Source organism: Paenibacillus sp. BK033 (genome assembly GCF_004345425.1).
Lineage (GTDB): Bacteria > Bacillota > Bacilli > Paenibacillales > Paenibacillaceae > Pristimantibacillus.
Map to the genome: position 1 here is coordinate 64,854 of NZ_SLVP01000009.1, position 26,649 is coordinate 91,502.

The window sequence follows — 26,649 nt, forward strand, 5'->3', positions numbered from 1 at the left end:
CAGTCACTGGAGTTGGATCGATCCGCTGTGAATATGTCCCATGGAAGTTGAAACAATAAAGGGAACTCGGCAATGCAAGGGGGGGGGTGGCTTGAGCTCTAATTCGTATTGGTACTTGGGACTGAGCTTCATTAGTATTGTGTTGCAGGTCATTGTGTTTCATAGAAAACGAAGCGTCCACACCTATATGCAATTCTTAATTGGAGTTGAACTCTTATATATTTTCGAAGCAGTCATTTATATCTTCAACGGAAGCTACGAATATCACCCGAAGCTGCTTAGTAATCGTTATTACGACAGCCATCTCGGGGCCATAACCTCGAACTTAATCTCGATACCGTCTCTCGCTCTGATCCTTTCGGTATATCAACTAGGCTGGTTTTGGATAGTTGGGTTTATCGCTCTGCTAGCAGGGATCGAGTGGCTTTTTGTTGAGTTGCGTATCTATACGCTGTATTGGTGGAGGATCGGATATACTTCGTTGGGTCTCCTGCTTTACTTCCCGTTGATAAAAATAATATATCCCTGGATGCTTAAGGCGAAGAAAGGGGGCTCGCGCGCGTTATTGCTCTGTTTATGCTTAGGTCCTATTTCCGGAACCATCCAGTTTTTACCCTTTATATTATTCTCCAGCAGGGTTTACCGGCCAGGATGGTTTAGCGACCCGGCATATGACACAAGCGCTTTCGGTATCGTTTACTATCTATCCATTGTACTCATTACTACCTTGCTGCTTATGGTAAATTGGAAATACCGATGGATAAAATATGCTTGTTTGGAGATTATCCTTCTCTTTGTAACCGTACTTCTGAAACAAAGCGGAATCCTGATCAGTCAGATATGGTGGGACGTTTACCTGTATCTGTTGTTCCCCTTGTTGATCCTGATAATCGGAGAGGTATTTGGCAAGCATTTGGCAAGGGGAGAATCCCGCGGATTCTGGCCCCGCAGTTCTGAACGTACCTAATAAAAAGCAGTAGGCCCCAAAAATCAGCAAACGGTTAAGTAAAGGGAAGCATTCCTTGACCATTCCTAACCGTCCTGCTTATATTCATTCGGCGTTACGCCAACCTCCTGCTTAAAGACCTTCGCGAAGTAGGAGTAGTTGGCATAGCCGACCTTCTTCGCCACGGCGAATACCGACAGATTGGTCGTTCGGAGCAGCTGCTTGGCGGCATTAATTCTCGCTCCGATTACATAGTTTCCAAGGGAAACGCCAGTCTCCTTCTTGAACAGTCTGGCCAAATAATCCGGATGAAGGTAGACGATTTCCGCCAGGCTGATGCGAGTCAGATCCTCCCCGTAATGGGCATGGATATATTGCTTGATTTCCTCGGCAACGGATTTAGGCTGCTCGGCGAAATCGCGGTATTCCATGGCCGTGTGGACCAGATAATTCAAGTAAGCTTCCAAATCCTCGATGGAATGGAGGGAGTGGGCGAGCAGCCGTTCATTCGTTTTTCCCGTGTATAATTGATGCGCCTGAATCCCCTTCGACTTCAGAAACGCATATACAAGCTGCATTATATCCAGCCGGAACAGGCTAAGGACGGATGTGGAAAAATGATCCCGATGCACCGACTCGTTTAAATACCGGGTTGTCTCCTTTAGGAATTCCTCCGGCAAATTCCGCTCCAGCAGCTCTTCCAGCTTAGTTAGATCCGGTGGCTGATAAGCTTCGTCGGCTTGCCGAAGACCATGCTCCACGAAAAAAATATGATTGCGCCGCTTGGCGATATCCTGATTGCGCTCCAGCAGCTGGCGGATGACCGGGCTAATGCCCTCAAGCCGACCGGACATGGCGACGATGCAGCAGGCATCGCATTTAAGCGAGCGGTTCGCCTGCTGGATAAACGCGGCGCAAAGCCCGTCAAGCGTCTGGGCATCGGGGGCTTCCTTCCATTTCAATACGGCAATCCAGTTATGCACGCTGTACTCCAGAACCGTCTCGACCGTAAATTGCGGATGCTGGAATAGCTCGTATAGGACGTTAAGCAACGCGAAGTCGAACAGATTTTTTTCCTCAACGCCCATGCTGCCGTCATAGGGAAAGAGATTAAGCAGTACGGGTTGAATGAGATCATTGCGGTCGTAAGAGAGATGCTGCTCCTCAACGGCAACCAAGATATCCGCAGCCTTAAGCGCGCAGGATACGCTGCCGCTGATCAGCTTGCGCCAGAAGTGCTCCAGCATCTTCGCTTGATTGCGCTGCCAGTAATAGCCCTCCTGAATGGCTTTTTCCTGCTGCTGCTGTTCCGTCGCCCGCTCAACGGCTTTCCGGATAATAAGCATCAGCTTATCGAATTGGATCGGCTTCAGGAAATATTCGAAGCTGCGCAGCTCGATCGCTTTTTGCGCGTAATTGAAGTCCGCGTAGTTGGTCAAGAAAATAGCCTGCACGTTGTAGTTCTCCTCGCGAATCCACGCCAAGAGCTCCAGGCCGCTTCCCTGCGGCATTTCGATATCCGAGATAAGAATTTGAACCTTGTGCTTCATCAGAATATCCCGCGCTTGGGCGACATTATGAGCCGTATAGATGCCCTCGATGCCAAGCGAAGCCCAGTCGATCTTCTTCTCCAGCGCGGTTACGACAAAGTAATCGTCATCAACTAGCAATACATTCATGAGCTACACTCCCGTCTTATTCGAATTGGCCGGAAGCTCCGGTAGATAGAGGGTTACCGAGGCGCCTCCGTCAAGCGGATTTCCGAAGCGGATCTGCGCAAGCTCTCCATACAGGTATTTCAATCGCTGAACGGTATTCATAATACCGATTTGCGTGCCAAGCGTCTGATCAAGCGGCTCTCCTTGCTGGAGCTTTTCCAAGACTTCCGGTGGAAAACCCGGCCCCGTATCCGCAATCCGGATGACGGTCATTCCTTGCTCCTCCACCATCTGCCGATCAACGGTCAGCGTAATGAGCACCTCACGATCCCGCGACACCGCGTATTTGATCGCATTCTCGACAAAGGTCTGCAGCACGAGAGGAGGGATCGGGACATCCCGCGTCGACTCGCCTTGCTCAATCCGGTACAGGAACGAGCTGCGGTAGCGGTTCCTCTGAATTTCGAGATAAACCCGGACATGCTCGATTTCGTCCTCCAGGCGGACAAAGTCCTGACCGTTCTGGAAAATATACCGGAAGTACACCGAGGTGGATAAGGCCATCTGCTGGATTTCTTCGGTCATGTCCATCTGCGCCATGCTGTGAATGGTCGTCAGGCAGTTCAGGAAAAAATGCGGCTTGATCTGCAGCTTCATATAATCCAGCTGAATGCGCTGCTTCTCCAGCTCACGTTCGTAAATATCGATCTTGTAGGTTTTAATCTGGTTAACGAGCTGGGCGAATTGCCTGTTGGCTTTCTCCAGCTCAACGATCTTGCTGCCCGTACTGTCGAGCGGCTCCCCGTCCTCCGTCCAGAAGGCGAGATTGTAGGAGAAGCTCTTGATCGGCTGGAGCACCTTGTTCTTAAAGTACAGCATGATGAAGCTCAGGCTGCAGGCAACAATTACCGCGAGCAGCACGATCAGCAGCTGAACGATCATGATTTTCTCGAACGCGCCGAATTGAATGACAAGCTTCACGAAGAAGGCTGCGTTATCGAACTCGCCGTTGACCGTTGTTCTGGTCTGGAGAGTGTTCATGATGGAGGAGCGGTCCTGCTCCTGTTCAATGTTCAGCAGCTTGCCTTTATTCGAGATGGGGCTGGTAACAAGACTGCCGTCCTCGGCCCGCAGGGAGGCGTAGCCGTTCTCGCCCAGGTTAATCTGGCGGAGCGGCAGGATCAGATCGTCTGCGTTGATCAGGCAGATCATGTAGCTGTCGTGATAAGGCACGATATTAACGATATAAAATTTACCGGCCAGCTGAATGGTTGACCAGCGGGAATAAAACTTTTCATAGATGACCTTGTCTTTGATGAAGACATTAATCTGCTGCTGCAGTTGCTGATATTCCTTGTAGGTCACCCTCATAGGCGCAATATTGAGCATCACGTTCTTCTTCTTGAAGAAGATAAAGAAGTTGTAGCTCTTGTCATAGCTGGTCTGAAGCTCGACGAATCGCTTGTACAACGCGTCGTTGGCCTTGATGAATTCCGTCTCGTTCGTGTCGTGGGTTTCCATCATTTTGACGTTCTCGTCGTTGGCAAGCGTCCAGCCCATGAAGTGATTCATGTAGGAAAAGTCGCTGTTAATCCGGTTGATGTACAAATAAGCGGTATCCCTCAAATCCCGCGCGGACTGCTGTTTAACGATCGTGATCGACGCAAAGCTGATGATAAAGTCCAGAATCAGCGCGGTAAACGAAATGACGAGAATGATTTTGACGTAATGCTGAATCGGATACAGCTTGTTCTCCGACGGTTTGGCCATATGCCCCGCAACTCCCCGCTAACCACCTCTATTGAAAGGAAATCCGTGTGTCAGATAATTATAGCCTTGGCTTTCGAAAATGCAACCGGTTGCAACCCCTTAATCGGGCGAAGGTCCGAATAATGACAGCAAAAAGTCTGGATTGTAGGGCAGCCTGAGCCGTGAATCTCCGTTAAGGCCGAAATCGGGTTTGCTTGCATCCGAATGTCCGGAATTTGCATCCATGAGGTCCAAATCTCGCCGCCGCAAGCACGTATACTGAAGGCAATCACACAGCAAAGGGAGGTACGCATTCATGATAAACAGTTCATCGAGCGGTAATCTGCATCGTTACGTAACGAGAATCAGCAGAAACTGGGGCTTATACCTGCTCTTGCTGCCGGCTGTCGTGCTGCTGCTCTGTTTCACGTATAAACCGATGTACGGGGTCATTATTGCCTTTAAAGATTTCAAACCGGCGCTTGGCATTATGGACAGTCCCTGGGTAGGGTTCAAATATTTCGAGAAATTTTTTCATTCCTACCAATTCTCGGTCACCATTAAGAACACGGTATTCATCAGCTTGTACAGCTTTGCAACCTTTCCGCTTCCGATTATATTCGCCATTCTCGTGAATCAGCTGAGGCAGAACCGGTTCAAGCGGGTATTTCAGACGATTACGTACATGCCGCATTTTATTTCCACCATCGTTATCGTTGGTCTCATGATGATCCTGCTGTCGCCGGGGAGCGGACTGATCGGCAACATCTACCGGCTATTCGGCGCCGAAGCTCCGAACCTGATGGGCTCGGCCAGCATGTTCAGCAGCCTGTATGTATGGTCGGACGTCTGGCAGCATACGGGATGGGACAGCATTATTTATCTCGCGGCTTTGTCCTCCGTAAGCCCAAGCTTATATGAAGCGGCAACGGTGGACGGGGCCAGCCGATGGCAGAAAATCCGCTACATCGACATTCCGATGCTTATCCCGACCGCGGTAACCTTATTGATCCTGCGAATTGGCGGACTCTTGGGCGTTGGCTTCGAGAAGGCCTATCTGCTGCAAAACAACCTGAATATTGCGGGCAGCGAAGTGATCTCGACCTACGTGTACAAGATCGGGCTGCTCAGCTCGCAGTACAGCTTCTCGGCCGCCATCAATCTATTTAATACGGTTATTAATTTCACGCTGTTAATTCTGGTCAACTGGATATCGAAAAAATACTCCGAGAACAGTCTCTGGTAAGTCAATGTTTACGAAGTATGAATGGCTTCGCCATTCCTTTTAGAGAGGAGGATGAAACAGCTATGGAGGCTGCAACGAATTTAGCCATGCAACCGAAAAGAACCGGCAACAGCGATAAACGGCTGGAGGTCCTGCTCTATATTTGGGCCGCATTAGTCCTTATCATAGTGTTATATCCGCTTTATTTTATAATCATCGCCTCCTTCAGCGATCCTTCGGCTGTGGGGAACGGAAAGGTATGGTTATTTCCGAAAGGGTTTACAGTCGATGGTTATAAGGAATTACTGAATCATTCGAATATATGGATCGGCTACCGGAACACGATTGTCTATACGGTTGTGGGTACCTTGATTGGCCTTATCGTCAACGTTTCGGCGGGCTACGCCTTATCGAGAAAGGATCTGGTCGGACGCAAGTTCCTGTCTCTCTTCTTTATCTTTACGATGTTCTTCAACGGCGGGCTAGTGCCAACGTTTCTGACGATCCGCGATTTTCATCTGTACGACACGTTCCTGGTCATGGTGCTGCCGTTCTCGGTTGCCGTCTTTGATATTATCGTCGCGCGTACGTTTTTCCGGACGGGCATTCCGACGGAGCTATGGGAAGCCGCGCAAATCGACGGCTGCGGAAACCTGCGCTTTTATGCCCGGATGGTGCTGCCGCTCTCCAAACCCATTATTGCCGTGCTGGCTTTATGGTTTGCCGTTGGTCAATGGAATTCGTATTTCAACGCGCTAATCTATTTGCAGGATAAGAATCTATATCCGCTGCAGTTGATCTTAAGAGATATTCTGGTCACCAATCAGATGCAGACCGCGCTAGGCACGGGGGAAGCTGCCCAAATCGCGCTGCGTCTTGCCAACCTGCTGCGCTATTCCGTCATTATCGTCGCTACGGTTCCGATCATGTGCATCTACCCGTTTGTGCAAAAGCATTTCAACAAGGGGGTGATGATCGGCGCCGTGAAGGAGTAAGCAAGCAGTGGGGGAATTGCCATTATCCTTTTAGAGGGGGATTTATACATGACAACCGTTTCAAAGAGCTATACGAGAAAAATACTATCCGGCCTTGCTTTGATTTCCGTGTTGGGCACAACGGTGCTTGCGGGCTGCAGCAGCGACAAGAATACCGATAATGCCGCTGCGTCCAATAACGCCGGCAACGGCAAGGCAGACAGCAACTTCCATGCCGAAGGGCTTCCGATTGTCGATAAGCCGGTCACGCTGGACGTTCTTACGATCCGTTGGGGCAATATGGGGGACACCTTCAAGAAGAACACCTGGCTTCAGGATCTGGAGAAGAATTCGAACGTCAAAATCAACTGGCAGGTTATTTCCTCCAGCGACTGGGATGCCCAAAAATCGGTTATGCTGGCAAGCGGCAAAATGCCGGATGTGATTATCGGCGACCTGGCGTTCGGGGATTCCGATATCGTGAATAATCTGAGCATTTTCCGTCCGCTTGACGACTACATCGACAAATACATGCCGAATCTGAAAGCGGCCATGGCCGAAATGCCGGAGCTCAAGAAGCTGAGCACGTTCCCGGACGGCAAAATTTACTCGCTGCCCGCAAGGCTGCCATCGCGGCCGTATTCTTCCGTGCAGCCGGTGATCAACAAAGAGTGGCTGGACAAATTAGGATTGAAGGCGCCTGAAACGCTTGATGAACTTTATACGGTACTGAAGGCGTTCAAAGAGAAGGATCCAAACGGCAACGGCAAGGCTGACGAGATTCCGTACAGCGATCAGAAGGATCTGGACATGAACCTGTTCGCGCCATTCGGCATTACGGATATCCGAGGCAACCATATGGTGCTGAAGGACGGCAAGCCGGAATATTTCCCGACGTCGGAGGCTTATAAGGCCGCCATTACCTGGGCGAATAAGTTGTACTCCGAAGGCTTGATCGATAAAGAAACGTTTACGCAGGACGACACGATGCTGACGGCCAAACGGCAAAACCCGGACAACGCATTGATCGGGTTCTCGTACCAATGGACGCCCGACGCGGTCTTTGGCCAATGGAGCAAGCAGTATGAGACGATCGCTCCGATTACCGGACCGGACGGGAAGAAATATCAGATTGGCGATCCGAACGGAATGAGCATCCGCCGCAACGAGGTGCTCATTACAACCTCGAACGAGCATCCGGAGGTTGCGGCGCGTTGGGCTGATCAATTCTACACCGGCGAAGCAAGCATCCAGAACTTCTGGGGCGCGATTGGCACCTCCATCGAGAAAAATGCCGACGGTACCTATACGCTGATGGATCCGCCGGACGGCACAAGCGCGGATGCTTGGTACTGGGACAGCTCCCTGCGGGATTTTGGACCGAAATACGTAAGCCCTGAGTTTGAGAAAAACATCAAGCTCGATCCTGCAAGCGGCGACGGCCTGAAGCTGCAGCTCGACAGCTTGGGCAAGGAATACGTCACGCAGCCATTCCCGGACGTGATGTACACCGAAGAAGAATACGCGGAGCTGCCGACGCTTATTACGGATATCGAGAGCTACATCAAGAGCACCCGCGCCAAATGGGTAACCAAAGGCGGCATCGAGCAGGAGTGGGATGCTTACGTCAAGAAGCTGAACGACATGGGCCTCGAGAAGCTGATCAAGATTTACAATGACGCGTACAACCGCTATATGGACATTAAATAAGGTTTTGCTGCTGCCCTGCGTACGGACTGCAGGGCAGCTTTTTTTACAGATCATGCTGGGAGGAACAAGAGATGACTGACAAACTGCGAGTAACCGTATGGAACGAGAACCGTCATGAACGGACGAACCCCAAGGCAAAGGAAATTTATCCGGACGGCATTCATCAGGCCATCGCGCGCTTTTTGACCGAAGCGGGGATGGAAGCGGGAACGGCGACCTTGGACGAACCGGAACATGGACTTACCGATGAAGTGCTGGCCAATACCGACGTAATGATCTGGTGGGGTCATCTCGCGCACGACGAAGTGCAGGATGAAATCGTCGGCAAGTTGCATCAGCGCGTGCTGGACGGCATGGGGCTTATCGTGCTTCACTCCGGCCATTATTCTAAAATTTTCAAAGCTCTGATGGGAACAAGCTGCAGCCTGAAATGGCGCGAAGCCGACGAGAAGGAGCGTCTCTGGGTCGTTGCGCCGGGACATCCGATCGCCGAAGGGATTGGCGAATACATCGAGCTGCCGCAAGAGGAAATGTACGGCGAGCATTTCGATATTCCGGCACCGGATGAGCTTATCTTCGCAAGCTGGTTCGAGGGCGGCGAAATCTTCCGCAGCGGCTGCGCCTATACGCGCGGAAGCGGCAAGGTGTTTTATTTCAGACCCGGTCATGAAACGTATCCGACTTATCATAACCCCGCGATTCAACGCGTCATCGTGAATGCGGTGAAATGGGCGCAGCCGGTTCGGCGGGAGCTGCCAGTACGCGGTAATGTGCAGCCGCTTGAGCCCATTGGCGCGAAGGCATAACAAGAAGAGGGGGAAACGGTGATGAAGAGGTATCGAATCGGATTGATTGGTCTTGGCGGCATGTCGCATTCGCATATCCGCTGGATGGCCGAGGAAGGCCGCTTTGCCATTATCGCGGTGAGCGATGTGAATGAAGCTGCTTTGACGGAGAAAGGCGATTTGCTCGGGATAGCGCCCGACAAACGATACGGGGATTTCGTGCAGCTGATTGACGACCCGGATGTGGATGCGGTCGTATCGGTGACGCCAAATAACGTGCATGCGGATATCGTCCGCGCCTGCCTGCAGGCGGGCAAGCCTTACCTCGCGGAGAAGCCGTTCACCCGCGTATTCGAAGAGGCAGCGGGGCTGCTCGAGCTGTACGAGCAACAGCCGGTTAACGGGATGGTGGGATTCAGCTACCGTTATACGCCCGCTTTCCGCTATGCGCGGGAGCTTGTGCGGGAAGGGAAGCTGGGCAAGGTGCGGAGCTTTGCGATCCAATACCTGCAGGACTGGGGAGCGGTACCGAATCAGACGCCCTATATATGGCGCTTCAACAAAGACATTACCGGCACGGGAACGCTTGGCGATCTAGGCTCGCATATGATCGATATGGCGCGTTTTCTCTTCGGGGAATTCAAGGAGCTGTCCGCGCAGATGCGCACGTTAGTTCCGGAGCGTCCTGATCTGGCTACCGGCCGGATGGTAAAGATCGAGGTGGACGACTTCGTAAGCTTCCAAGGCCGGATGGCCGGCGATGAAGTCGGAATTTTCCAGTCGTCGCGTAACGCGATCGGCTCGGGCAACCAGCATGAAATATCGATCTACGGCGATGCCGGCACGCTTCACGCGTCGACGCTGAACCCGGACCAGATCGTCTGGATCCGCGAGGAGGCGCCGGGTCAGCTGGCAAGAGCGGTAATTAACGTGCCGGAGAGATGCCGGGTAACCCAGTACGGAGACTTTCTGTCGCTCTTGGACGGCACGGCTTCGGAGAGCCTTCCCGGCTTTATGGACGGCTACCGCAATCAGGAAATCATCGACGCGGTAATCCGCGCGAGCGAAGAGAAGCGTACGATTGCGATTTAAGCGCAAAGGTATCTGCGTTCAATGGACGCAGGTACCTTTTTTATTTTTCTGACAACCGAGTTCGACCCCAAAATATGGTATTATGTAAGCGGAAGTTTATCGATTATTTTTAGAGAGGACTGATCTCGTTAAGCCATGAAAATGCGGAAAGTATGGGCTTCTGCGGTTATTCTGTTTCTTCTTGCAGTCTCGTTCTATTTTCTAAATACCAGAGTGTGGGTGGACAAATACGAAATTAATGGCGACGCCATCTTATTCGAAAACAATAAATATGTTTACGCTGAATCCGACGCCGATCACCTTGGAAAGACAATTGGCATTGCCTATTCGGAAGGAAAGAAAAGGGGAATCACCGATTACATTTGGCCGGAATGGGTGTACGGATACAAAGGCGATAAAGCCCATAGGCGTATTTTCGTAAGAGGGCTCATGGATATGGGGGGTACTTATATTAGGCAGTAACAAGCCCAAGGAGGAGAGGAATGAACAATCTTCATGCAATAGTGCAGCAATTAGTACCTGAAAAAGAACTTATGCCTACTACTTCTGCCAGTGAACTAATCGAACATGTTTGCTCCAATAGATACAAAAAAGAAAACTGTTCTAAAGAAGATAAGCAGGGTTTTAAACAGCTTCCACGAGTCCTTCAGGATATCATACTGCTTATTGATTTGGATACGGAACTAAATATTAACGGTGTATTAGGTTTTATTGAAAATTCATCGGGCCGATACTTAGATGAGACAATAGACGTATTGGGACGAATAAGAGCCGTTAATGATGCAAATGCTTTAAAAGAAATAAAAGATATTCTTAGAGAGTACGATGCAGGTGCACATAAACTAAATGATGATATACAGCATCTACAGCAATATGAAGTCCGAAGCTATGCGCAAACGCATCCTATTCTTGATGACGAATTTTACGACCGTATACAAAGAGCGGAAGAGAAGCTTTATATTAACGCTAATCAAGAGAACGTATTTGATCATTTAATGAGGTATATTGAAGCAAATAAAAAGGAATTAATGGATGAGATAGTTGTTTATTTGTAATATATGAGTGCAAGAAAGCGAAAGCCCGTCTCGGCCCTGCGGCCGGACGGGCTTTTGCGCATGCTTTGTTTTTTATGGCTGCAGCAGCCAATGGTACACATTGGGGAAGAGCTTGCTCCACGTGCCTTCATGATGCTCCCCGCCGGGAATGAAATCGAATCGTACGCGATTCTCCGGAACTCCGGCTGCTATGAGCGTTTGATGGGCAAGAGTAGCATGCTCATAAGCGATTTTATTAAAGTCGGGATTGTCTGTTTCCAGTTCTCCAATGCTTAAATAAACGCGCAGCGCGGGGGAGAGATCCAACTGCCGGATCAACCACTCGCTTCCCCAGGATGTCGCTTGATTGAATGCATTCTAGCCGTCGTGCATATAGAGAACCGGGTAGCTGCGATCTCCTTCGTTATAGCTTTTCGGCAAATAAATCCAGACTCTGCGACCGGTCTGAAGCTGCGGGATCGGGAATGCTTCGATAATCCGGACATCGCCGGAAATGGTGTGATTGGCTTCGTCTATAAGTACTTCTCTCCAAGGCAAAGGCAAAGGGACGCAAATCGTCCTAAGTGACTCTCCTAGTGAATGAATGATTTACGAAAATCTTAACGCGCGGACCTTCCGGAATGCAATGGACTTCCTGATTCTTTCGGTGTTATGATTTGTGCTGAAAATCGGACCTGTCGCCGGCGCCGGTCCGAATAGGCGCGGCTCCGTCCTTAATGTTATAATGGCGGGAAATCCTAACTATCGACGAGAGAGGGCACGGGCGTTTGAAATTCCGGAACATCTACCGAAACTATATACAGAACAACCTGTTCGTCAAAGTCATTCTCGTCTTCGCGCTTATTGTGCATGTGACGATTATCACGCTCTCGTACCTGCTCTTCGGTCTCATATCCGATTCCATCGTAAACAGCGAGCTGAACAACCAGAAGCAAGCGATGGAGCGGGTGAACCGTTATATGGAGCAGAAGTACGACTGGGTGCAGAACACGGTGCAGGATATCTACCGCAACAGCCTGCTGGCGAGCAACGCGTCTTACTTTCTGCGGCATTCCTACAGCGAATACGCGCAGTACATGCTCGACCAGAATTACGCGGGCGGCAACGAGAGCGCGGTTGATATCCTGAGCTATCTCGCGGACCGGATGGATGCCGATCCCGACATCCAGAATATCCTGCTGTACAGCACGGACATGCAGCAGCTGTACGCCTTCAACCGGAACGGCCCGCGACGGCTGTACAAGACCAATCCGACCCGCTCGTACATTCCCGAGATTATGGCGGCGGAAGGGCCCGTGGCGGCAACGCCGAACATCTGGATCCGCGGGCTGATCGGCCAATGGAACTCGCAGCTGTATTCCATGCGCGTCCAGGTAAACGATAAGAATACGCTTAAGAATATCGGACAGCTGCTCGTATACTTCGATTCCGGCATGGTGAACCGGTCGCTTGACCAGCAGCGGACCCCGCTCAAGGGCGAGATTCTGGTGCTGTCGCAGGACGGGCAGGTGTTGTCGGATTCCGCAAACCGATACTATGGACAAATCTTCCCGTACATGAAGCAAATCGGCTCCCTGAAGGAAACCGGCATGCTCGACGAGCCGTCGTACATCTCCACGCTGACGCAGAACAAAGCCGGTTATTTCGTTGTCGGCATCACGCCAAAGAGCGCGATGGCCGAGGCTTACGCGGGCCTCAAGCGGACGATCATACTGATCAGTACGATCTGCATTGTCGTCGCCGTCATTATTCCGTCCATCGTAATCGTCAATATCTCGCGGCGTACCAACCGGATCGTTCACTTCATGCGGAAGGTGGAGGGCGGAAACCTCACCGCCCGCCTGCAGGACGCCCGCGAGGACGAGCTTGGTCAGATCTCCCAGAGCTTCAACGAGATGCTCGATGAGCTGGGCCGGCATATCGACAGGGAATACAAGGCGGAGCTGAGGCATAAGCAGACGGAGCTTGCCGCTCTGCAAGCGAGGGTAAACCCGCATTTTCTCTACAACACGCTGGAGGTCATCCGGATGCGGGCGATGTCGCAGGGCGCGGTCGACGTAGCCGAGATGATCTACAGCCTCGCGGCGCTGTTCCGCAACTCGGTCAGCGCGAAAGCGGAGAACACGCTGGGCGAAGAACTCGAGATGTGCAGACTGTACCTGGAGCTGTTTCGGATCCGCTACAAAAACAAATTCGCTTACGAGGTCGAATGCGAACCGGAGCTGCTGCGGGTTCCGATCGCCAAGCTGCTGCTGCAGCCGATCGTGGAGAATTATATCGTGCACGGGATGGATTCCCGGCGCAAGAACAATCGCTTGACTATCGAAGCCGTGCAAGAGCAAGGCCTGATCCGGGTACGGATACGCGACAACGGCAAAGGCATCGAGCCGGAGCAGCTCGCAAGCATCATGCGGCGGCTGAAGATGCCGGAAACCGAGGAACAGCAGTCCTTCGGGCTGCGCAGCGTGCACGAGCGGATCGAACTGGTGCATGGACCCGGCTACGGGTTAAGCATAGAAAGCACGCCCGGGAAAGGGACATCGGTGACGGTGACTTGGCCCGCGGCTGAACAACAGGAGGAAGCTGGCGATGTATAAAGTATTGCTCGTGGATGACGAACCGTTTATCACGGAGGGGTTGAGCGACGCCGTTGATTGGTCCGCCTTCGGCCTGGAGGTCGTCGGCAGCGCCGAAGACGGCGAGGAAGCGTTGGAACGACTGCGCGAGCTCCGGGTCGACCTGCTTATTACCGACATCTCCATGCCGATCATGACCGGACTCGAGCTGATCCGCAAGGCGAGGGAGCTGCAGCCGCAATTAAAGGCGATCATCCTGAGCGGGTACAACGAATTCGATTTTCTGAAGGAAGGCATGCGCCTCGGCATCGAGAATTACCTGCTTAAGCCCATTAACTTCGGGGAGCTTGAGGCGACCTTGGCGGATACGGTACGGAAGCTGGAGGCGGACAAGCCGGCGGAGCCGTTTGGGGAAGACGAGATCGGCATTCTGCGGGACAACGTCATGACCCGATGGGTAAACGGGCGGATCGCTTTGCCCGAGCTGACGGAGCGGACCGCGCTTCTCGGCATCGATCTCTCGAAGCCTTACGCGGCGCTGGCGATCATCCGTTTTCGCCCGGAACAGGGGGCTGAAGGCTACAATCCCGACGATTGCATCGCGGATCTCCTGGCCGAGGAGACGGACGGCCTGTCGCTTGTTCCCTTTCGCAACGAGGAAGGCGAGCTTGTCGCCGTCTGCTGCATAAACGTGGACCCGCGGAATCAAGCTAAGGTAACGGAAGCCTTGGAAAGAGCGGCGGACAAATGGGAGCACAGGCAGCTCGGCCCGCAGATCGCGCTCGGCGGGATTGTGGCGACGGCCGATGCCGCCGCAAGCTACGCAGAGGCGCGCAAAGCGCAGCAGTTTTTCCTGGTGCGGCATGACCGGCATTTGCTCGATTATGCGGCCATTTCCGCGGAAACGGCGGCTCTTCCTTCGGGACTGTTCGAATGGGAGGCGTATGCCAAGGCCATTCTGGCCAAGGACAAGAATGAGCTGGCGGAGGTTATCGAACGCGATTTCGCGGCTATACGGTTGGCGGAGAGCTTGCATCCCGTCCGGGCGAAAGGCGCCGCTATCGAACTCATGATTCTGATGAAGATCGAAGTCGACAAGCTTGGACGAGCGGATGCCGCCGAGGTGTTCCAAGGCGCGCTCGACCAGGCGGTAACCGCGGCAACGCTCGAGGGCGTGGAGAAAGCCGTGCGGACGGCGGCATTCTTCGCGGCCGATTCGTTCTCCGGGGAAGACATGAGTCCCGTCATCAAGCAGGCGCTGCGCTACATCCACGAGCACTACGCGGAGGCGCTGACGCTCAAATCGCTTGGTCTCCAATTTCACATTCACCCCAATTACCTCGGGCAGCTATTTCACAAGCAGACGGGGGATACGTTCACGGATTATTTGAATAAATATCGTATCGACAAAGCGAAGGAACTGCTGGCGGACAGCCGGCTCAAGGTAAACGAGATCGCGAGACAGGTCGGGTACTGGGAGACAGGCTACTTCTACAAGCAGTTTAAGAAGCATGTCGGGATGGTGCCGGGCGATTTTAAGGAGCTGCTGTGACGCCGAGGCGTCATTCGCGGTTCCTTTCTTTATTTTGTACACATATTCTTTGTTTTCTATTATTTTTGAAAATGTTTTCATCTTCTAAGATGAAGTAGCAAGAAGTCGCGACTACTGAATTTGCTACACAGACAAAAGGGAGGCAACACCAATGGGAATCCGTAAAAAGGCTTCGATCGGCCTGACGTCCGCGATGGCCGTCATGCTCTTGCTGAGCGCCTGCGGAAGCAACGGCGGCAACAATGGCAACAGTGCAGCAAGCAACAACACATCTTCGTCCAGCAACGCTGGCAGCAACGCCAAACCGGTCGAATTGAACTGGTACACAATCGGCACGCCGCAGAAAGACGTCGACAAAGTCATGGAAGCGGTTAGCGAATACACGAAAGAGAAAATCGGCGCTACCGTCAAAATGACGATGATCGACTGGGGCGATTACAACCAGAAGATGCAAGTACTGACGGCTTCGGGCGCGGACATGGACATCATGTTCACGGCGGCATGGGCGTTCGATTACGTGCAAAACGCGCGCAAAGGGGCTTTCGCTCCAATCGACGATCTGCTGGCGCAATACGGCAAAGGCATTACCGACACGCTGAACCCTGCCTTCCTGAGCGGCTCCAAAGTCGACGGCAAAAACTACGGCGTACCGGCAAACAAAGAGCTTCCGACATCCGAGGTATGGCGCTTCAACAAGAACATTCTTGACGAGAACAAGCTGAGCATCACGGACGTGCGCTCCCTGGAAAGCCTGGAGCCGCTGCTGAAAACAGTCAAGCAAAACAACCCGGACGTGACACCGCTGCAAGTGGACAAGACCTTCACGCCTTACATTCCATACGATTACCTGATCGAGAAATTCCCGCTGGCCGTGAAGCTTGACGACTCCAGCTACAAAATCGTAAACGTATTCGAAACGCCGGAAATGAAGCAGGCGCTCGAAACGATGCATAAATACTACCTGGCCGGCTACATTCCGACGGAAGCCGCAACGCTGGAATCGTCCTCGGACGTGCAGGCGACGGGCAAATGGTTCGCCGACAAGGCGACGACGCAGCCGTTCGCGGACAACGTATGGTCGACCAGCTACGGCTACCCGATCGTGTCGACGCCAATGAGCGACGCGCTGATCTACAACGCATCGGTTATGGGTTCCATGCAAGCCATCTCCGCGAACTCGAAGCATAAAGAGAAAGCGATGGAATTCCTGAACCTGCTGAACACCGATCCGGTTCTCCGCAACATGGTTGACTCCGGCATCGAAGGCACGCATTACAAGGTAACCGACGGCGACTACATGGAGAACCTGCCGGAATCCAAGAACTACGACATGCCGACATTCTCGCTCGGCAACATTATGATTACGCACCTGAACCCGGGCGATCCTGCCGACAAATGGGAACAGTTCAAGAAATACAACGATGCGGGCAAGCCTGCGGCACTACTCGGCTTCAACTTCGATCCGACGAAGGTGTCGAGCGAAATCGCGGCCGTGCAAAACGCGAAGGAATCCTTCTGGGCTCCGCTCATGACGGGTACCGTCGATCCGGAAAAATACTTGCCGCAAGCGATCAAGAAGCTCAACGACGCGGGTCTTGGCAAAATCATGGCCGAAGCGCAAACGCAGCTCGACGCTTGGAAAGCTGCGCAAGGCAAGTAAACCGTTATTTATAGCACCGAAGGGCGAATGCTCGGCATTCGCCCTTTTTTCAAAAAACAAAGGAAACGAACGGGATAGGACATCCTGTACGTTCTTTTCCGTTCTAAGGGATGAAACTTGCGCCGCCGAAAGAGGACGGCATCAGCCGTTTCATCTTGAATTCTAAGAGTCTATATGTGTTTTTTTATAGACATGGCTTAGAATTCTCCGGATTGAAACGCGCCACCCCGCTTTAAGGATGGGGAAGCCGTTTCACCTTGGAACGAATTGCCGCAGGCCCTTGGCGCTGCAAACCGACTTCGCTTAGAAAGGGTGAACCCCATGAAGGCCTTTGGGCGTTTCTTCAAAGACATCAATCGCAACAAAGCCCTGCTCCTGATGGTGCTTCCGGCTACCGTCTGGTTTCTTTTCTTCTCGTACCTGCCAATGCTCGGCACCGTGATTTCCTTCAAGGAATACCGCGTGCACGGGGGATTTCTCTCCAGCATCATCCACAGCCGCTGGGTCGGCTTCGATAATTTCAAGTTTCTGTTCAGCACAAACGACGCATACGTTATCACTCGCAATACCTTGCTCTACAACATTGTGTTCATCATCATTGGTCTAGTTCTGGCAGTGGCCTTGGCCATCGTTCTTTCCGAAATCGCAAACAAGCGGCTGGCGAAATGGTACCAGACGGGAATGTTCCTGCCTTACTTCCTGTCTTGGGTCATCGTCGGTTATTTCGCATATAGCTTCCTCAGCTTCGACCGCGGCGTGATGAACAAGATCGTCCAGGCGTTCGGCATGGATCCGCAGCAATGGTATTCGGAGCCGAAGTACTGGCCGTTTATCATCGTCATCGTGTTCCTATGGAAATCGCTCGGCTATAACAGCGTTGTCTATCTGGCCGCAATCATGGGCATTGACAAATCGCTGTACGAGGCGGCGATGATCGACGGCGCGAACAAATGGCAGCAGATCCGCAACGTTACGCTGCCGATGCTGGCACCTCTCATGACTATTTTGACCTTGTTGGCCATAGGCCGCATTTTCTACGCGGATTTCGGTTTGTTCTACCAAGTTACCCGCGATTCCGGCACGCTTTACAACGTCACGAACGTTATCGATACTTACGTGTACCGCGGCCTGAAGACGACCGGGGAGATCGGCATGAGCACCGCGGCCGGCCTGTACCAATCGTTCGTCGGCTTCGTGCTCGTCATCACGTCCAACTGGATCGTCCGTCGCTTCAATAAGGACAACGCGTTGTTTTAAAACTATCTGCCGCCTAAGGGCGGCGAAGCCGTTTCGCTTCGAGAGCAACTAGAAAGAAAGGAGCATCATCATGGCATCCCTTAGGAAAACCAAGGACTTCCACCGGCTGACGCCGGCCTGGAACGTCATCTTCAACCTCATTGCCGGACTGTTCGCGCTGGCTTGCGTGTTTCCGTTTCTGCTCGTCATGGTCATCTCGTTTACGGACGAGAAGACGCTTGCGCTGGACGGGTACTCGTTATTTCCGAAAAAATGGAGCACCGACGCCTACAGCTACCTGTTCAAGGCGGGCGACCAACTATTGCGCTCCTACGGCGTGACGATTCTCGTCACGGTCGTCGGCACGGTGATCAGCTTGGTCTTTATCTCGCTCTTCGCATACGCGATCTCTCGCAAAGGTTTCAAATACCGTAAATTTTTCTCGTTCCTTGCCTTCTTCACGATGCTGTTCAACGGCGGACTCGTACCGACCTACATCGTGACGACGAAGCTGCTTGGTCTCGGGAATTCCTTGTGGGCGCTCATTCTGCCGCTCGCGGTAAATGCCTTCTACATCATGATCATGCGCACGTTCTTCTCGACCATGATCCCGGACGCCATTATCGAATCCGGCAAGATTGACGGCGCCGGCGAGTTCGGCATCTTCTTCAGGCTCATTGTCCCGCTCGCGCTGCCGGGCCTCGCGACAATCGCGCTGTTCAACGTGCTGGGCTACTGGAACGACTGGTTTAACGCCCTGCTGTACATCGAGAACCCCGACCTGGTGCCGCTGCAATCGATGCTGATGCGGATCGAGAACAGCATGCAGTTCATTCTAGCCAACAGCAACAACGCCTCCTTGGGGACGGCCGTGCTGCAGTCGATGCCGCAGGATACGTCGCGGATGGCGATGGTTGTCCTCGCGACCGGCCCGATCGTGCTTGCTTATCCGTTCTTCCAGCGCTATTTCGTGCAAGGACTGACGGTTGGCGCCGTAAAAGAGTAATGCCCTTAAGCATTTAAGGTTAACGGAGCGAAGCATTAACCTCATTACGAACATTTCACACCGCATGCGGCCCGCGGCGCGGACAACCGCCTATGGGCCGTTTTTGCGGTTCGCATAAGCAATGACGCGATACAGTAACGACAAAAGGGGAAAATGATCATGGAACAATTTAGACTGCCCAAAATCAATATGCCGCACCTGCCGCTGCCGCAATCCGTGCAAGCGGTGCTGGCGGAGGCGGAGACGCGCCTTGCGCACCGGCCGAAGCTGCTGCAGCTGTTCAAGAACTGTTTCCCGAATACGCTGGAAACGACAACCAAGCTGCTGGACGACGGTACGACGTTTGTCATTACGGGAGATATCCCCGCGATGTGGCTGCGCGATTCCGTCGAGCAGGTTATGCACTACGTACCGTTCGCCAAGGACGACGCCGATCTCCAGAGGATTATCGGCGGCCTGATCAAGCTGCATATGCGCAATATCGTTATCGACCCGTACGCGAACGCGTTCAACGAGATGGCCAACGACTGGCACTGGAACACTGACGACAAGACGGACATGTCCCCTTGGGTATGGGAGCGCAAATTCGAGCTTGATTCCATCTGCTTCTCGATGCGCCTCGCGTTCGCGTACTGGAAGGAAACCGGCCGCGCCGACATCTTTGACGCGGACTTCAAGGTTGCGATGCGCGCCGCGGTCGACCTGTGGAAGCGGGAGCAGCATCATTTCGAACGTTCGCCGTACCGCTTCGAGCGGGACAACGGCATCATGACCGATTCGCTCATGAACGATGGCATCGGCATGCCGGTCAACTATACGGGCATGATCTGGTCCGGCTTCCGGCCAAGCGACGACGCCTGCGATTTCCATTACAACATTCCGGACAACATGTTCGCGGTTGTCACGCTGCGCCAGATGCGCGAAATTGCCGAATTCGTCTTCCGCGACCTGTCGTTCGAGAAGGAAATGGCGAAGCTGGAGCGCGAGATCAATCACGGCATCCAGCTGTACGGTATTTACCGTCATCCGGAGTTCGGGCCGATCTACGCGTACGAGACCGACGGCTTCGGCAACTACTGCCTGATGGACGACGCGGGCACGCCGGGCTTGATCTCGATTCCGTACCTCGGCTATGTGGACGGAGACGATCCGATTTATCAGAACACGCGCCGTTTCGCGCTGAGCAAGGAAAACCCTTTCTATTACGAAGGCACGGCCGCGAAAGGCATCGGCAGCCCGCATACGCCGCCGGGGTATATCTGGCATATGGCCTTGTCCATGCAAGGGCTGACGGCCAAGACGGACGAGGAGATTCTCGATATGATCGCAGTCTTGGAAGCGACGGACGCCGACACCGGCTTCATGCATGAAGGCTTCCATTCGGACGATCCTGCCGTGTTTACGCGCAAATGGTTCGCCTGGTCCAACAGCTTGTTCTCCCAGCTGGTCTATAAAGCGATGAAAGCGGGACTCCTCGATGCTTAATTCGACGATTATTTTCTATGATGGCGCCTTTCCGGGCGCCTCTGCCATTGACGGAGCGGAACTGGAGCAGCTGCGGGGCGTCGGCGAGGTATACGGAGCCGATGCGCTGGCGGCAAGGCTGGAAGGTGCCGAAGGCGGCGTATTCGTGTCGCTGCACGCGCCTTATTTCCCGGTTGATGCATGGGAAGCGGTGCTCGGGTTCTTGAAACGCGGCGGCGGATTGATCAGCTTGGGCGGCGCGCCTTTCCGCGTGCCGGTACGCAAGGAAGCGGGCCAGTGGCTTGCACAGCTGGAGCAAACCGCGTATCACCGTCAGCTGCGCATCCACGAGATGCTGCCGGTAAAAGCGGAGCCCGTTCTGAAGCTGGCCGCTGTCGAGGAAATCCCTTTATTCAAAGGCAGAGAGGCTCTGCTTGACACCGCGGATACGTGGAACCTCGTGCCGCACGTAACCAAATCGAGCGACCTGCCGCTGCAGATGGGCTCGGCGGGTCCGATGGATGCGCATATTTACCCCGTGCTGAAGGGCATCTCCGCCGAAGGGCGGGAGGTTGCTGCACCGGCCGTGCTATGGGAGAACACGAAAGGCGATTTCGCCGGCGGACGCTGGCTCTTCGTCAACCAGCCGCTTGGCGCGAATTTCTTCGCGCGCGGCGGAGTCGAGGCGCTGCAGGCGTGGACGGCATTCTGCGCGGCCGGCGTGACCGAGCTGTGGCTGAAGCCGGGCTATGCTTCCTACGAGCTGCATGAGCGGCCGTTGCTGACGCTCCAGGCGCAGAAGCTGGGCCGCGGATCGGCGGGCAAGACGAACTGGACGTTCGACATTAAAGTCAGCCGCGCGGAAGGATCGGACGTGTTCGCCTGCCGCCACGAGGCGGAAATCGGCCCCGAGCTCGAGCTGAAGCGCATTCCGCTGCCCGTCGACATTCAAGCCGGTTATTATCAGGTGGATTGCGTCGCTAAGTCCTCGGACGGCGAGACGCGTCTGCTTCGCCAAGGCTTCTGGGGCATGGACGCCGGCTTGCTGAACACCGGCGGGCTGCTGTCGCGCGGCCGGGATTATTTCGAGAAGGACGGCCGGCCGATGCCGGTTGTCGGCATGACGTACATGACCTCGGACGTCGCGCGCAAGTTCCTGTTCCTGCCGAACGTTTCGGTGTGGGACCGCGATATGGCGCAGATGCGCAAGGCGGGCATTAACTGGATCCGCACCGGCATCTGGACGGCATACCGCAATATTATGCAGGTGGACGGGCATGCGTCCGAAGAAGTGCTGCGCTCGATCGACGCGTTCTTCATGACCGCGAAGCGGCACGGCCTGCAGGTGACGTTTACATTCTTCTCCTTTACGCCGGAGACGTGGGAAGGCGCGAACCCGTATCTCGATCCGCGCAGCGTGGAGGCGCAGAAGCGGTTTATCCGTTCCATCGTCAGCCGTCACCGCGAGACGACAAACGTCGATTGGGACCTGATCAACGAGCCGTCGATGTTCGATCCGCCGCGGATCTTCTCCGACGGTCCTCGCTCAAGCCGCGACCGGTTCGAGAAAGCGGCGTTCGCGGAATGGCTGGCGAGGCGCCACGGCGCCATCGAGAAGCTGCGGGAGCGCTGGGGCATGACCCCGGGCGAGCTGCCGGATTTCGCGTCCGCCGCCATACCGGAGCCGGAGGACATCAACTTTGACGTGCAGGACATGCACCAAGGCAAAAGAGGGACGCGTTGGCTGGATTACGCGCTCTTCTCCATGGACATGCACAACCGCTGGGCGAAGCAGCTCGTCGACGCGATCAAGGAAAGCAATCCGTCGCAGCTCGTGACGGTCGGTCAGGACGAGGCGCTTGGCGCGCAGCGGCCTTCGCCGTTCTTCTATGGGGAAGCGGTCGACTACACGACCGTGCATTCCTGGTGGCTGAACGACCATCTGCTGTGGGACGGCATCTTCGCGAAGACGGCTGACAAGCCGAACGTGGTGCAGGAGACGGGCATCATGTACGTGGAAACGCCGGCCGGCTTCGCGAAGCGGTCCGAGGAAGAGCTGCGGGCGATGCTGGAGCGCAAGTACGCGTATGCCTTCGCGGCAGGCGGAGCCGGAGCCGTGCAGTGGATCTGGAACACCAACTTCTACATGGACAACGCGAACGAATCCCATATCGGCGCGCTGCGGGCCGACGGGACCGAGAAGCCGGAGGCGGACGTCTCCTACCGGTTCGGCAGCTTCATGGAACGGATCCGCGATCTGTTCCGGGACCGCGAGCTGGAAGACGTCGCCGCCGTGTTCCCGTATTCCAACGACTTCTCCAACCGCAAGCTGGCGTTCGACGCGACGACGCGCCTGACGCGCGTGCTCGGCTACGAGCTGAAGACGCCGTTCCGCGGCGTGTCGGAGTACCATCTGGACGCGCTTGAGGCGGCGCCGGCCAAACTGATTATCGTGCCGTCCGCGCATAACTTCGAGGACGAGGCGTTCGCGCGGCTGCTTGACATCGTGGACCGGACGGCCGCAACGCTCTTGTTCACGGGCCCGCTTGGGCTCGACGCCTACTGGCGGGAAGCGGACCGGCTGACGGATACGTTCGGCCAGCGGAAGCCGGCCAATGTCGTTCGGGAAGAACGGCTTGCGATCGGGGACAAGGCGTATCCGGTATCCTACGGTCACAGGAGGATCGCCGAGGTGTTCAAGGAGGCCGGTTACAGCGCCCCTGCGGGAGCGGACCGGGTCATGGAGGCGGCTTACGGACAAGGACGCCTGATCTGGTGTCCGCTGCCGGTGGAGCTGAACGAACGCGCCGAGCCGGTCGCGGCGCTTTACGCGCACGCGCTGGAGATTTCGGGCGCGCGCCGCGAATTGGAATGGCTGAGGGGCGGCGACCTGGCCGGCGTGTACGGCCGGAGTCTTCGCTTCAAGGACGGAGAACTCTTCGTGTTCGTGTCCGAATACGCGCATGACGCAGAGATCGAAGTGAAGTCCGCCGCGACGGGAACGACGTATTCGTTCGTGCTGGAACGGGAGCGCGCGGTATTGTTTGCCGCCGACCGGACCGGCCGCGTGACGGCGGTCTATCGCCCGGACGAAGTGGAAGTGCTGGCGCTGCCGGCCGGAGAAGGCTTGAAATCGAAAGGAGACGATCGCCATGGCGAACGCTGATCATAGAAAAACCGCGCATATCATCTCGCACACGCATTGGGACCGCGAATGGTATCTGCCTTACGAGAAACATCACGTGCGGCTTATCGCGCTAATGGATACGCTGTTGGACACTTTGGAGAACGACACGGAATACCGCAGCTTCTATCTGGACGGACAGACGATCATCATCGAGGACTACCTGCAAGTACGCCCGGAAATGCGGGAGCGTCTAGAAAAATGGATCCGCGAGGGCCGCATTCATATCGGCCCATGGTACGTGCTGCAGGATGCGTTCCTGACGAGCAGCGAAGCGAATGTCCGCAATCTGCAGATCGGGCACCAGGATGCCGCGCAGTACGGCACGATCGCGAAGGTCGGGTATTTCCCCGACACCTTCGGCAACATCGGCCAAGCGCCGCAGCTCATGAAGCAGGCGGGCATCGACAACGCGGTGTTCGGCCGCGGCGTCAAGCCGACGGGCTTCAACAACATGGTCTCGGACTCCGCATACGAGTCGTCCTTCTCGGAGCTCGTATGGGAAGGGCCGGACGGCTCGCAGGTGCTCGGCATACTGTTCGCCAACTGGTACAGCAACGGCAACGAGGTACCCGTGGACGTAGCGGAAGCCAAGGAATACTGGGACCGCAAGTTGGCCGATGCCGGCAAATACGCATCGACGGGGCAGCTCCTGTTCATGAACGGCTGCGATCATCAGCCGATCCAGACGGATCTGGCCGAAGCGATCCGCGTCGCGCGCAAGCTGTACCCGGATACGGATTTCGTCCATTCGAATTTCCCGGATTACCTGGCGTCGCTGAAGTCGTCGCTCGCCGATAAGCAGCTGTCGGTCGTGCGCGGCGAGCTGCGCAGCCAGCGGACGGACGGCTGGTCGACGCTCGTGAATACGGCGTCCGCACGAGTCTACCTGAAGCAGATGAACCAGGTCGGGCAGACGATCCTCGAGAAGGTCGCCGAGCCGCTCGCCGCGTTCGCGCATGTGGCTGGCAAGGCAACCTACCCGCATCATCTGATGAAGTACGCTTGGAAAACGCTCATGCAGAATCATCCGCATGACAGCATTTGCGGCTGCAGCGTCGACGAAGTGCACCGCGAGATGGTTACCCGGTTCGATAAGAGCCGCCATGTGGCGGAGACGATCGTCGACGACAGCAAGCATGCGGTCGCCGGCGCCGTCGACACGAGCGTGTTCGCGGGCTACGGCCAGAATGCGCTGCCGCTTGTCGCGTTTAATACGACCGGATGGACGCGCAGCGGCGTCGTTGAGGTCGAGCTGGACGTTGCGCGCGTGTATTTCCGAGAAGGCATCGCCCCGAATGACATGATTCGCATGATGAAGGAGGTTTCTCTCGAGGGACGCACGCTTGTGGACGCGGACGGCAACGCGGTCGCGCATACGTTCGAGGATCTGGGCTTGAAGTTCGGCTACGACCTGCCGGATGACAAATTCCGCCAGCCGTATTGGACCCGCCGGGTGAAGCTGACGTTCGAAGCGACCGCCGTGCCGGCGCTTGGCTTGAAAACTTACGCTTGGGTGCTCGGTGCTGCAGGCGATGCTTCGTCGTCGTCCTTGGTAACCGGTCCGCGTACGCTGGCGAACGACAACCTGAGCATCGAGATCGCCGAGGACGGAACCTTGGCGGTAACGGATATCGCCAGCGGACGCACGTACCGCGATCTGCTCATCTATGAAGATGCCGGAGATATCGGCAACGAGTACATGTTCAAGCAGCCGGACGGCGAGCCGGCGCTCACGACCAAAGGTCTTGCGGCCGAAATCCGCGTTATCGAAGACAGCGCGTACCGCGCAGCGTTCGAGATCGTGCATCATTGGTCGATACCGGCATCCGCGGACGAGCTGTTCGAGCAGGAGAAGCAGGAAGCCGTTTATTATCCCGAGCGTAAAGCCGGCCGTTCCACGGACTACGTGCCGTTTAAGATCCGCACCGTCGTCAGCCTGGAGCGTTCCGGGCGCGGCGTAGGCATCCGTACGACGTTTAATAACCAAGCGAAGGACCATCGCGTACGCGCCTTGTTCCCGACCGACCTGGCCGCGTCCGTCCATCGGGCCGACGCGATCTTCGAAGTGGCGGTACGTGACAATGAGCCGGCCGCCGAATGGGAGAACCCGAGCAACGCGCAGCATCAGCAAGCCTTTGCCGATGTGAGCGACGGCACGCTGGGTCTCACGATCGCGAACCTGGGCTTAAACGAATACGAAGTGCTGCGCGACGGCCGCAATACGATTGCCGTCACGCTGCTTCGCTCCGTCTCCGAGCTGGGCGACTGGGGCGTCTTCCCGACGCCGGAAGCGCAATGCCTCGGCGAGCAAACGGTAGAGCTCTTAATCCTTCCGCATGGCGGCGACGGTGCGGCGACGGGCGCTTATGCGGCTGCGTATCAGTTCCAAGCGCCTTGGACCATCGCGCAAACCGGCATTCACGGCGGAACGCTTTCGCCGGAGCATGCGTTCCTGGCATGGGAAGGCGAAGGCATTGCGTTCTCCTCCGCCAAGATCGCGGAAGCGACGGGCGACCTCATGCTGCGCTGGTTCAACATGCGGCCGGAAGCCGCGAAGCTGCAGGCGCAGCCGAACGTCGGCACGGCCGCTGCAGCGTACGCGAGTGACGTGCTCGAGCAAGCGGGCGAACGCCTTCAGCCACCGGGCGAAGGCGGCAACGGCTCGTTCGCGGCGGAGCTCGGGCCGTGCGAGATCTATACGGTAGGCATCGCGGCTGCGAAATAAACGCCGCTTTTGCGAATTGGTTTTAACCAACGGAGCGGAAAGAGGGTGG

Annotated in this window: 19 protein-coding genes; 15 read left to right on the forward strand and 4 right to left on the reverse strand. The window is 55.0% G+C overall.

Going from position 1 to position 26,649, the window contains the following annotated elements; translation table 11 throughout:
• Positions 1–1,032: 1,032 nt before the first annotated feature.
• On the reverse strand, positions 1,033–2,625 hold the full coding sequence (locus EV294_RS24345) for a response regulator (protein ID WP_132311604.1): 1,593 nt from the start codon (positions 2,623–2,625) through the stop codon (positions 1,033–1,035).
• 3 nt (positions 2,626–2,628) lie between these two features.
• A complete protein-coding gene (locus EV294_RS24350; protein ID WP_132311606.1) occupies positions 2,629–4,374 on the reverse strand; it encodes a sensor histidine kinase in 1,746 nt (581 codons plus the stop codon).
• 295 nt (positions 4,375–4,669) lie between these two features.
• Here EV294_RS24350 and EV294_RS24355 point away from each other — a divergent pair, with 295 nt between their 5' ends.
• From EV294_RS24355 to EV294_RS24385, 7 genes are all read left to right on the forward strand, one after another.
• Entirely contained in the window at positions 4,670–5,599 is a 930-nt protein-coding gene (locus tag EV294_RS24355) for an ABC transporter permease (RefSeq protein ID WP_132311607.1), read from the forward strand.
• A 62-nt stretch (positions 5,600–5,661) separates the two neighbouring features.
• Positions 5,662–6,573 carry a carbohydrate ABC transporter permease gene (locus tag EV294_RS24360; protein WP_132311609.1) on the forward strand — a complete coding sequence of 304 codons (912 nt, stop codon included), beginning with the start codon at positions 5,662–5,664 and terminating at the stop codon, positions 6,571–6,573.
• Between the two features lie 48 nt (positions 6,574–6,621).
• A complete protein-coding gene (locus EV294_RS24365) occupies positions 6,622–8,262 on the forward strand; it encodes a type 2 periplasmic-binding domain-containing protein (RefSeq protein WP_132311611.1) in 1,641 nt (546 codons plus the stop codon).
• Between the two features lie 71 nt (positions 8,263–8,333).
• Positions 8,334–9,068: a ThuA domain-containing protein gene (locus tag EV294_RS24370; RefSeq protein WP_132311613.1), complete on the forward strand. Its 735-nt coding sequence runs from the start codon at positions 8,334–8,336 to the stop codon at positions 9,066–9,068.
• Between the two features lie 21 nt (positions 9,069–9,089).
• Positions 9,090–10,139, forward strand: coding sequence for a Gfo/Idh/MocA family protein (locus EV294_RS24375; RefSeq protein ID WP_132311615.1), 1,050 nt, complete (start codon positions 9,090–9,092; stop codon positions 10,137–10,139).
• 135 nt (positions 10,140–10,274) lie between these two features.
• Entirely contained in the window at positions 10,275–10,601 is a 327-nt protein-coding gene (locus EV294_RS24380; protein ID WP_132311617.1) for a hypothetical protein, read from the forward strand.
• A gap of 20 nt (positions 10,602–10,621) precedes the next feature.
• Entirely contained in the window at positions 10,622–11,194 is a 573-nt protein-coding gene (locus tag EV294_RS24385) for a DMP19 family protein (protein ID WP_132311619.1), read from the forward strand.
• A gap of 72 nt (positions 11,195–11,266) precedes the next feature.
• Here the strand turns inward: EV294_RS24385 and EV294_RS30775 are convergent, their stop codons facing one another.
• Both EV294_RS30775 and EV294_RS30780 read right to left on the reverse strand, forming a co-directional pair.
• A complete protein-coding gene (locus tag EV294_RS30775) occupies positions 11,267–11,512 on the reverse strand; it encodes a hypothetical protein (protein ID WP_243711783.1) in 246 nt (81 codons plus the stop codon).
• Positions 11,513–11,551: 39 nt separating this feature from the next.
• Entirely contained in the window at positions 11,552–11,737 is a 186-nt protein-coding gene (locus EV294_RS30780) for an alpha/beta hydrolase-fold protein (protein WP_243711784.1), read from the reverse strand.
• A 224-nt stretch (positions 11,738–11,961) separates the two neighbouring features.
• On the opposite strand from EV294_RS30780, the gene EV294_RS24395 reads away from it, so the two are divergent.
• The 8 genes from EV294_RS24395 to EV294_RS24430 all read left to right on the forward strand — a co-directional run bounded on the left by EV294_RS24395 (position 11,962) and on the right by EV294_RS24430 (position 26,600).
• Positions 11,962–13,791, forward strand: a complete 1,830-nt coding sequence (locus tag EV294_RS24395) for a cache domain-containing sensor histidine kinase (protein WP_132311621.1) — start codon at positions 11,962–11,964, stop codon at positions 13,789–13,791.
• On the forward strand, positions 13,784–15,322 hold the full coding sequence (locus EV294_RS24400) for a response regulator transcription factor (protein ID WP_132311623.1): 1,539 nt from the start codon (positions 13,784–13,786) through the stop codon (positions 15,320–15,322). The genes EV294_RS24395 and EV294_RS24400 overlap by 8 nt, the downstream gene beginning before the upstream one ends.
• 151 nt (positions 15,323–15,473) lie before the next feature.
• Entirely contained in the window at positions 15,474–16,982 is a 1,509-nt protein-coding gene (locus EV294_RS24405) for an ABC transporter substrate-binding protein (RefSeq protein ID WP_132311625.1), read from the forward strand.
• A 321-nt stretch (positions 16,983–17,303) separates the two neighbouring features.
• Entirely contained in the window at positions 17,304–18,239 is a 936-nt protein-coding gene (locus tag EV294_RS24410; protein ID WP_132311627.1) for an ABC transporter permease, read from the forward strand.
• Positions 18,240–18,309: 70 nt separating this feature from the next.
• Entirely contained in the window at positions 18,310–19,224 is a 915-nt protein-coding gene (locus EV294_RS24415; RefSeq protein ID WP_165930797.1) for a carbohydrate ABC transporter permease, read from the forward strand.
• A gap of 159 nt (positions 19,225–19,383) precedes the next feature.
• Positions 19,384–20,709, forward strand: coding sequence for a glycoside hydrolase family 125 protein (locus EV294_RS24420; protein ID WP_132311631.1), 1,326 nt, complete (start codon positions 19,384–19,386; stop codon positions 20,707–20,709).
• On the forward strand, positions 20,702–23,854 hold the full coding sequence (locus tag EV294_RS24425) for a beta-galactosidase (RefSeq protein WP_132311633.1): 3,153 nt from the start codon (positions 20,702–20,704) through the stop codon (positions 23,852–23,854). Before EV294_RS24420 ends, EV294_RS24425 begins: the two co-directional genes overlap by 8 nt.
• Entirely contained in the window at positions 23,841–26,600 is a 2,760-nt protein-coding gene (locus EV294_RS24430; protein WP_132311635.1) for an alpha-mannosidase, read from the forward strand. Before EV294_RS24425 ends, EV294_RS24430 begins: the two co-directional genes overlap by 14 nt.
• Positions 26,601–26,649: the final 49 nt, after the last annotated feature.

What these genes read in the sequence shown, in the direction of transcription:
- EV294_RS24345 (WP_132311604.1), bottom strand. Translation starts at nt 2,625, where the DNA reads ATGAATGTATTGCTAGTTGATGACGATTACTTTGTCGTAACCGCGCTG.
- EV294_RS24350 (WP_132311606.1), bottom strand. Translation starts at nt 4,374, where the DNA reads ATGGCCAAACCGTCGGAGAACAAGCTGTATCCGATTCAGCATTACGTC.
- EV294_RS24355 (WP_132311607.1), top strand. Translation starts at nt 4,670, where the DNA reads ATGATAAACAGTTCATCGAGCGGTAATCTGCATCGTTACGTAACGAGA.
- EV294_RS24360 (WP_132311609.1), top strand. Translation starts at nt 5,662, where the DNA reads ATGGAGGCTGCAACGAATTTAGCCATGCAACCGAAAAGAACCGGCAAC.
- EV294_RS24365 (WP_132311611.1), top strand. Translation starts at nt 6,622, where the DNA reads ATGACAACCGTTTCAAAGAGCTATACGAGAAAAATACTATCCGGCCTT.
- EV294_RS24370 (WP_132311613.1), top strand. Translation starts at nt 8,334, where the DNA reads ATGACTGACAAACTGCGAGTAACCGTATGGAACGAGAACCGTCATGAA.
- EV294_RS24375 (WP_132311615.1), top strand. Translation starts at nt 9,090, where the DNA reads ATGAAGAGGTATCGAATCGGATTGATTGGTCTTGGCGGCATGTCGCAT.
- EV294_RS24380 (WP_132311617.1), top strand. Translation starts at nt 10,275, where the DNA reads ATGAAAATGCGGAAAGTATGGGCTTCTGCGGTTATTCTGTTTCTTCTT.
- EV294_RS24385 (WP_132311619.1), top strand. Translation starts at nt 10,622, where the DNA reads ATGAACAATCTTCATGCAATAGTGCAGCAATTAGTACCTGAAAAAGAA.
- EV294_RS24400 (WP_132311623.1), top strand. Translation starts at nt 13,784, where the DNA reads ATGTATAAAGTATTGCTCGTGGATGACGAACCGTTTATCACGGAGGGG.
- EV294_RS24405 (WP_132311625.1), top strand. Translation starts at nt 15,474, where the DNA reads ATGGGAATCCGTAAAAAGGCTTCGATCGGCCTGACGTCCGCGATGGCC.
- EV294_RS24410 (WP_132311627.1), top strand. Translation starts at nt 17,304, where the DNA reads ATGAAGGCCTTTGGGCGTTTCTTCAAAGACATCAATCGCAACAAAGCC.
- EV294_RS24415 (WP_165930797.1), top strand. Translation starts at nt 18,310, where the DNA reads ATGGCATCCCTTAGGAAAACCAAGGACTTCCACCGGCTGACGCCGGCC.
- EV294_RS24420 (WP_132311631.1), top strand. Translation starts at nt 19,384, where the DNA reads ATGGAACAATTTAGACTGCCCAAAATCAATATGCCGCACCTGCCGCTG.
- EV294_RS24425 (WP_132311633.1), top strand. Translation starts at nt 20,702, where the DNA reads ATGCTTAATTCGACGATTATTTTCTATGATGGCGCCTTTCCGGGCGCC.
- EV294_RS24430 (WP_132311635.1), top strand. Translation starts at nt 23,841, where the DNA reads ATGGCGAACGCTGATCATAGAAAAACCGCGCATATCATCTCGCACACG.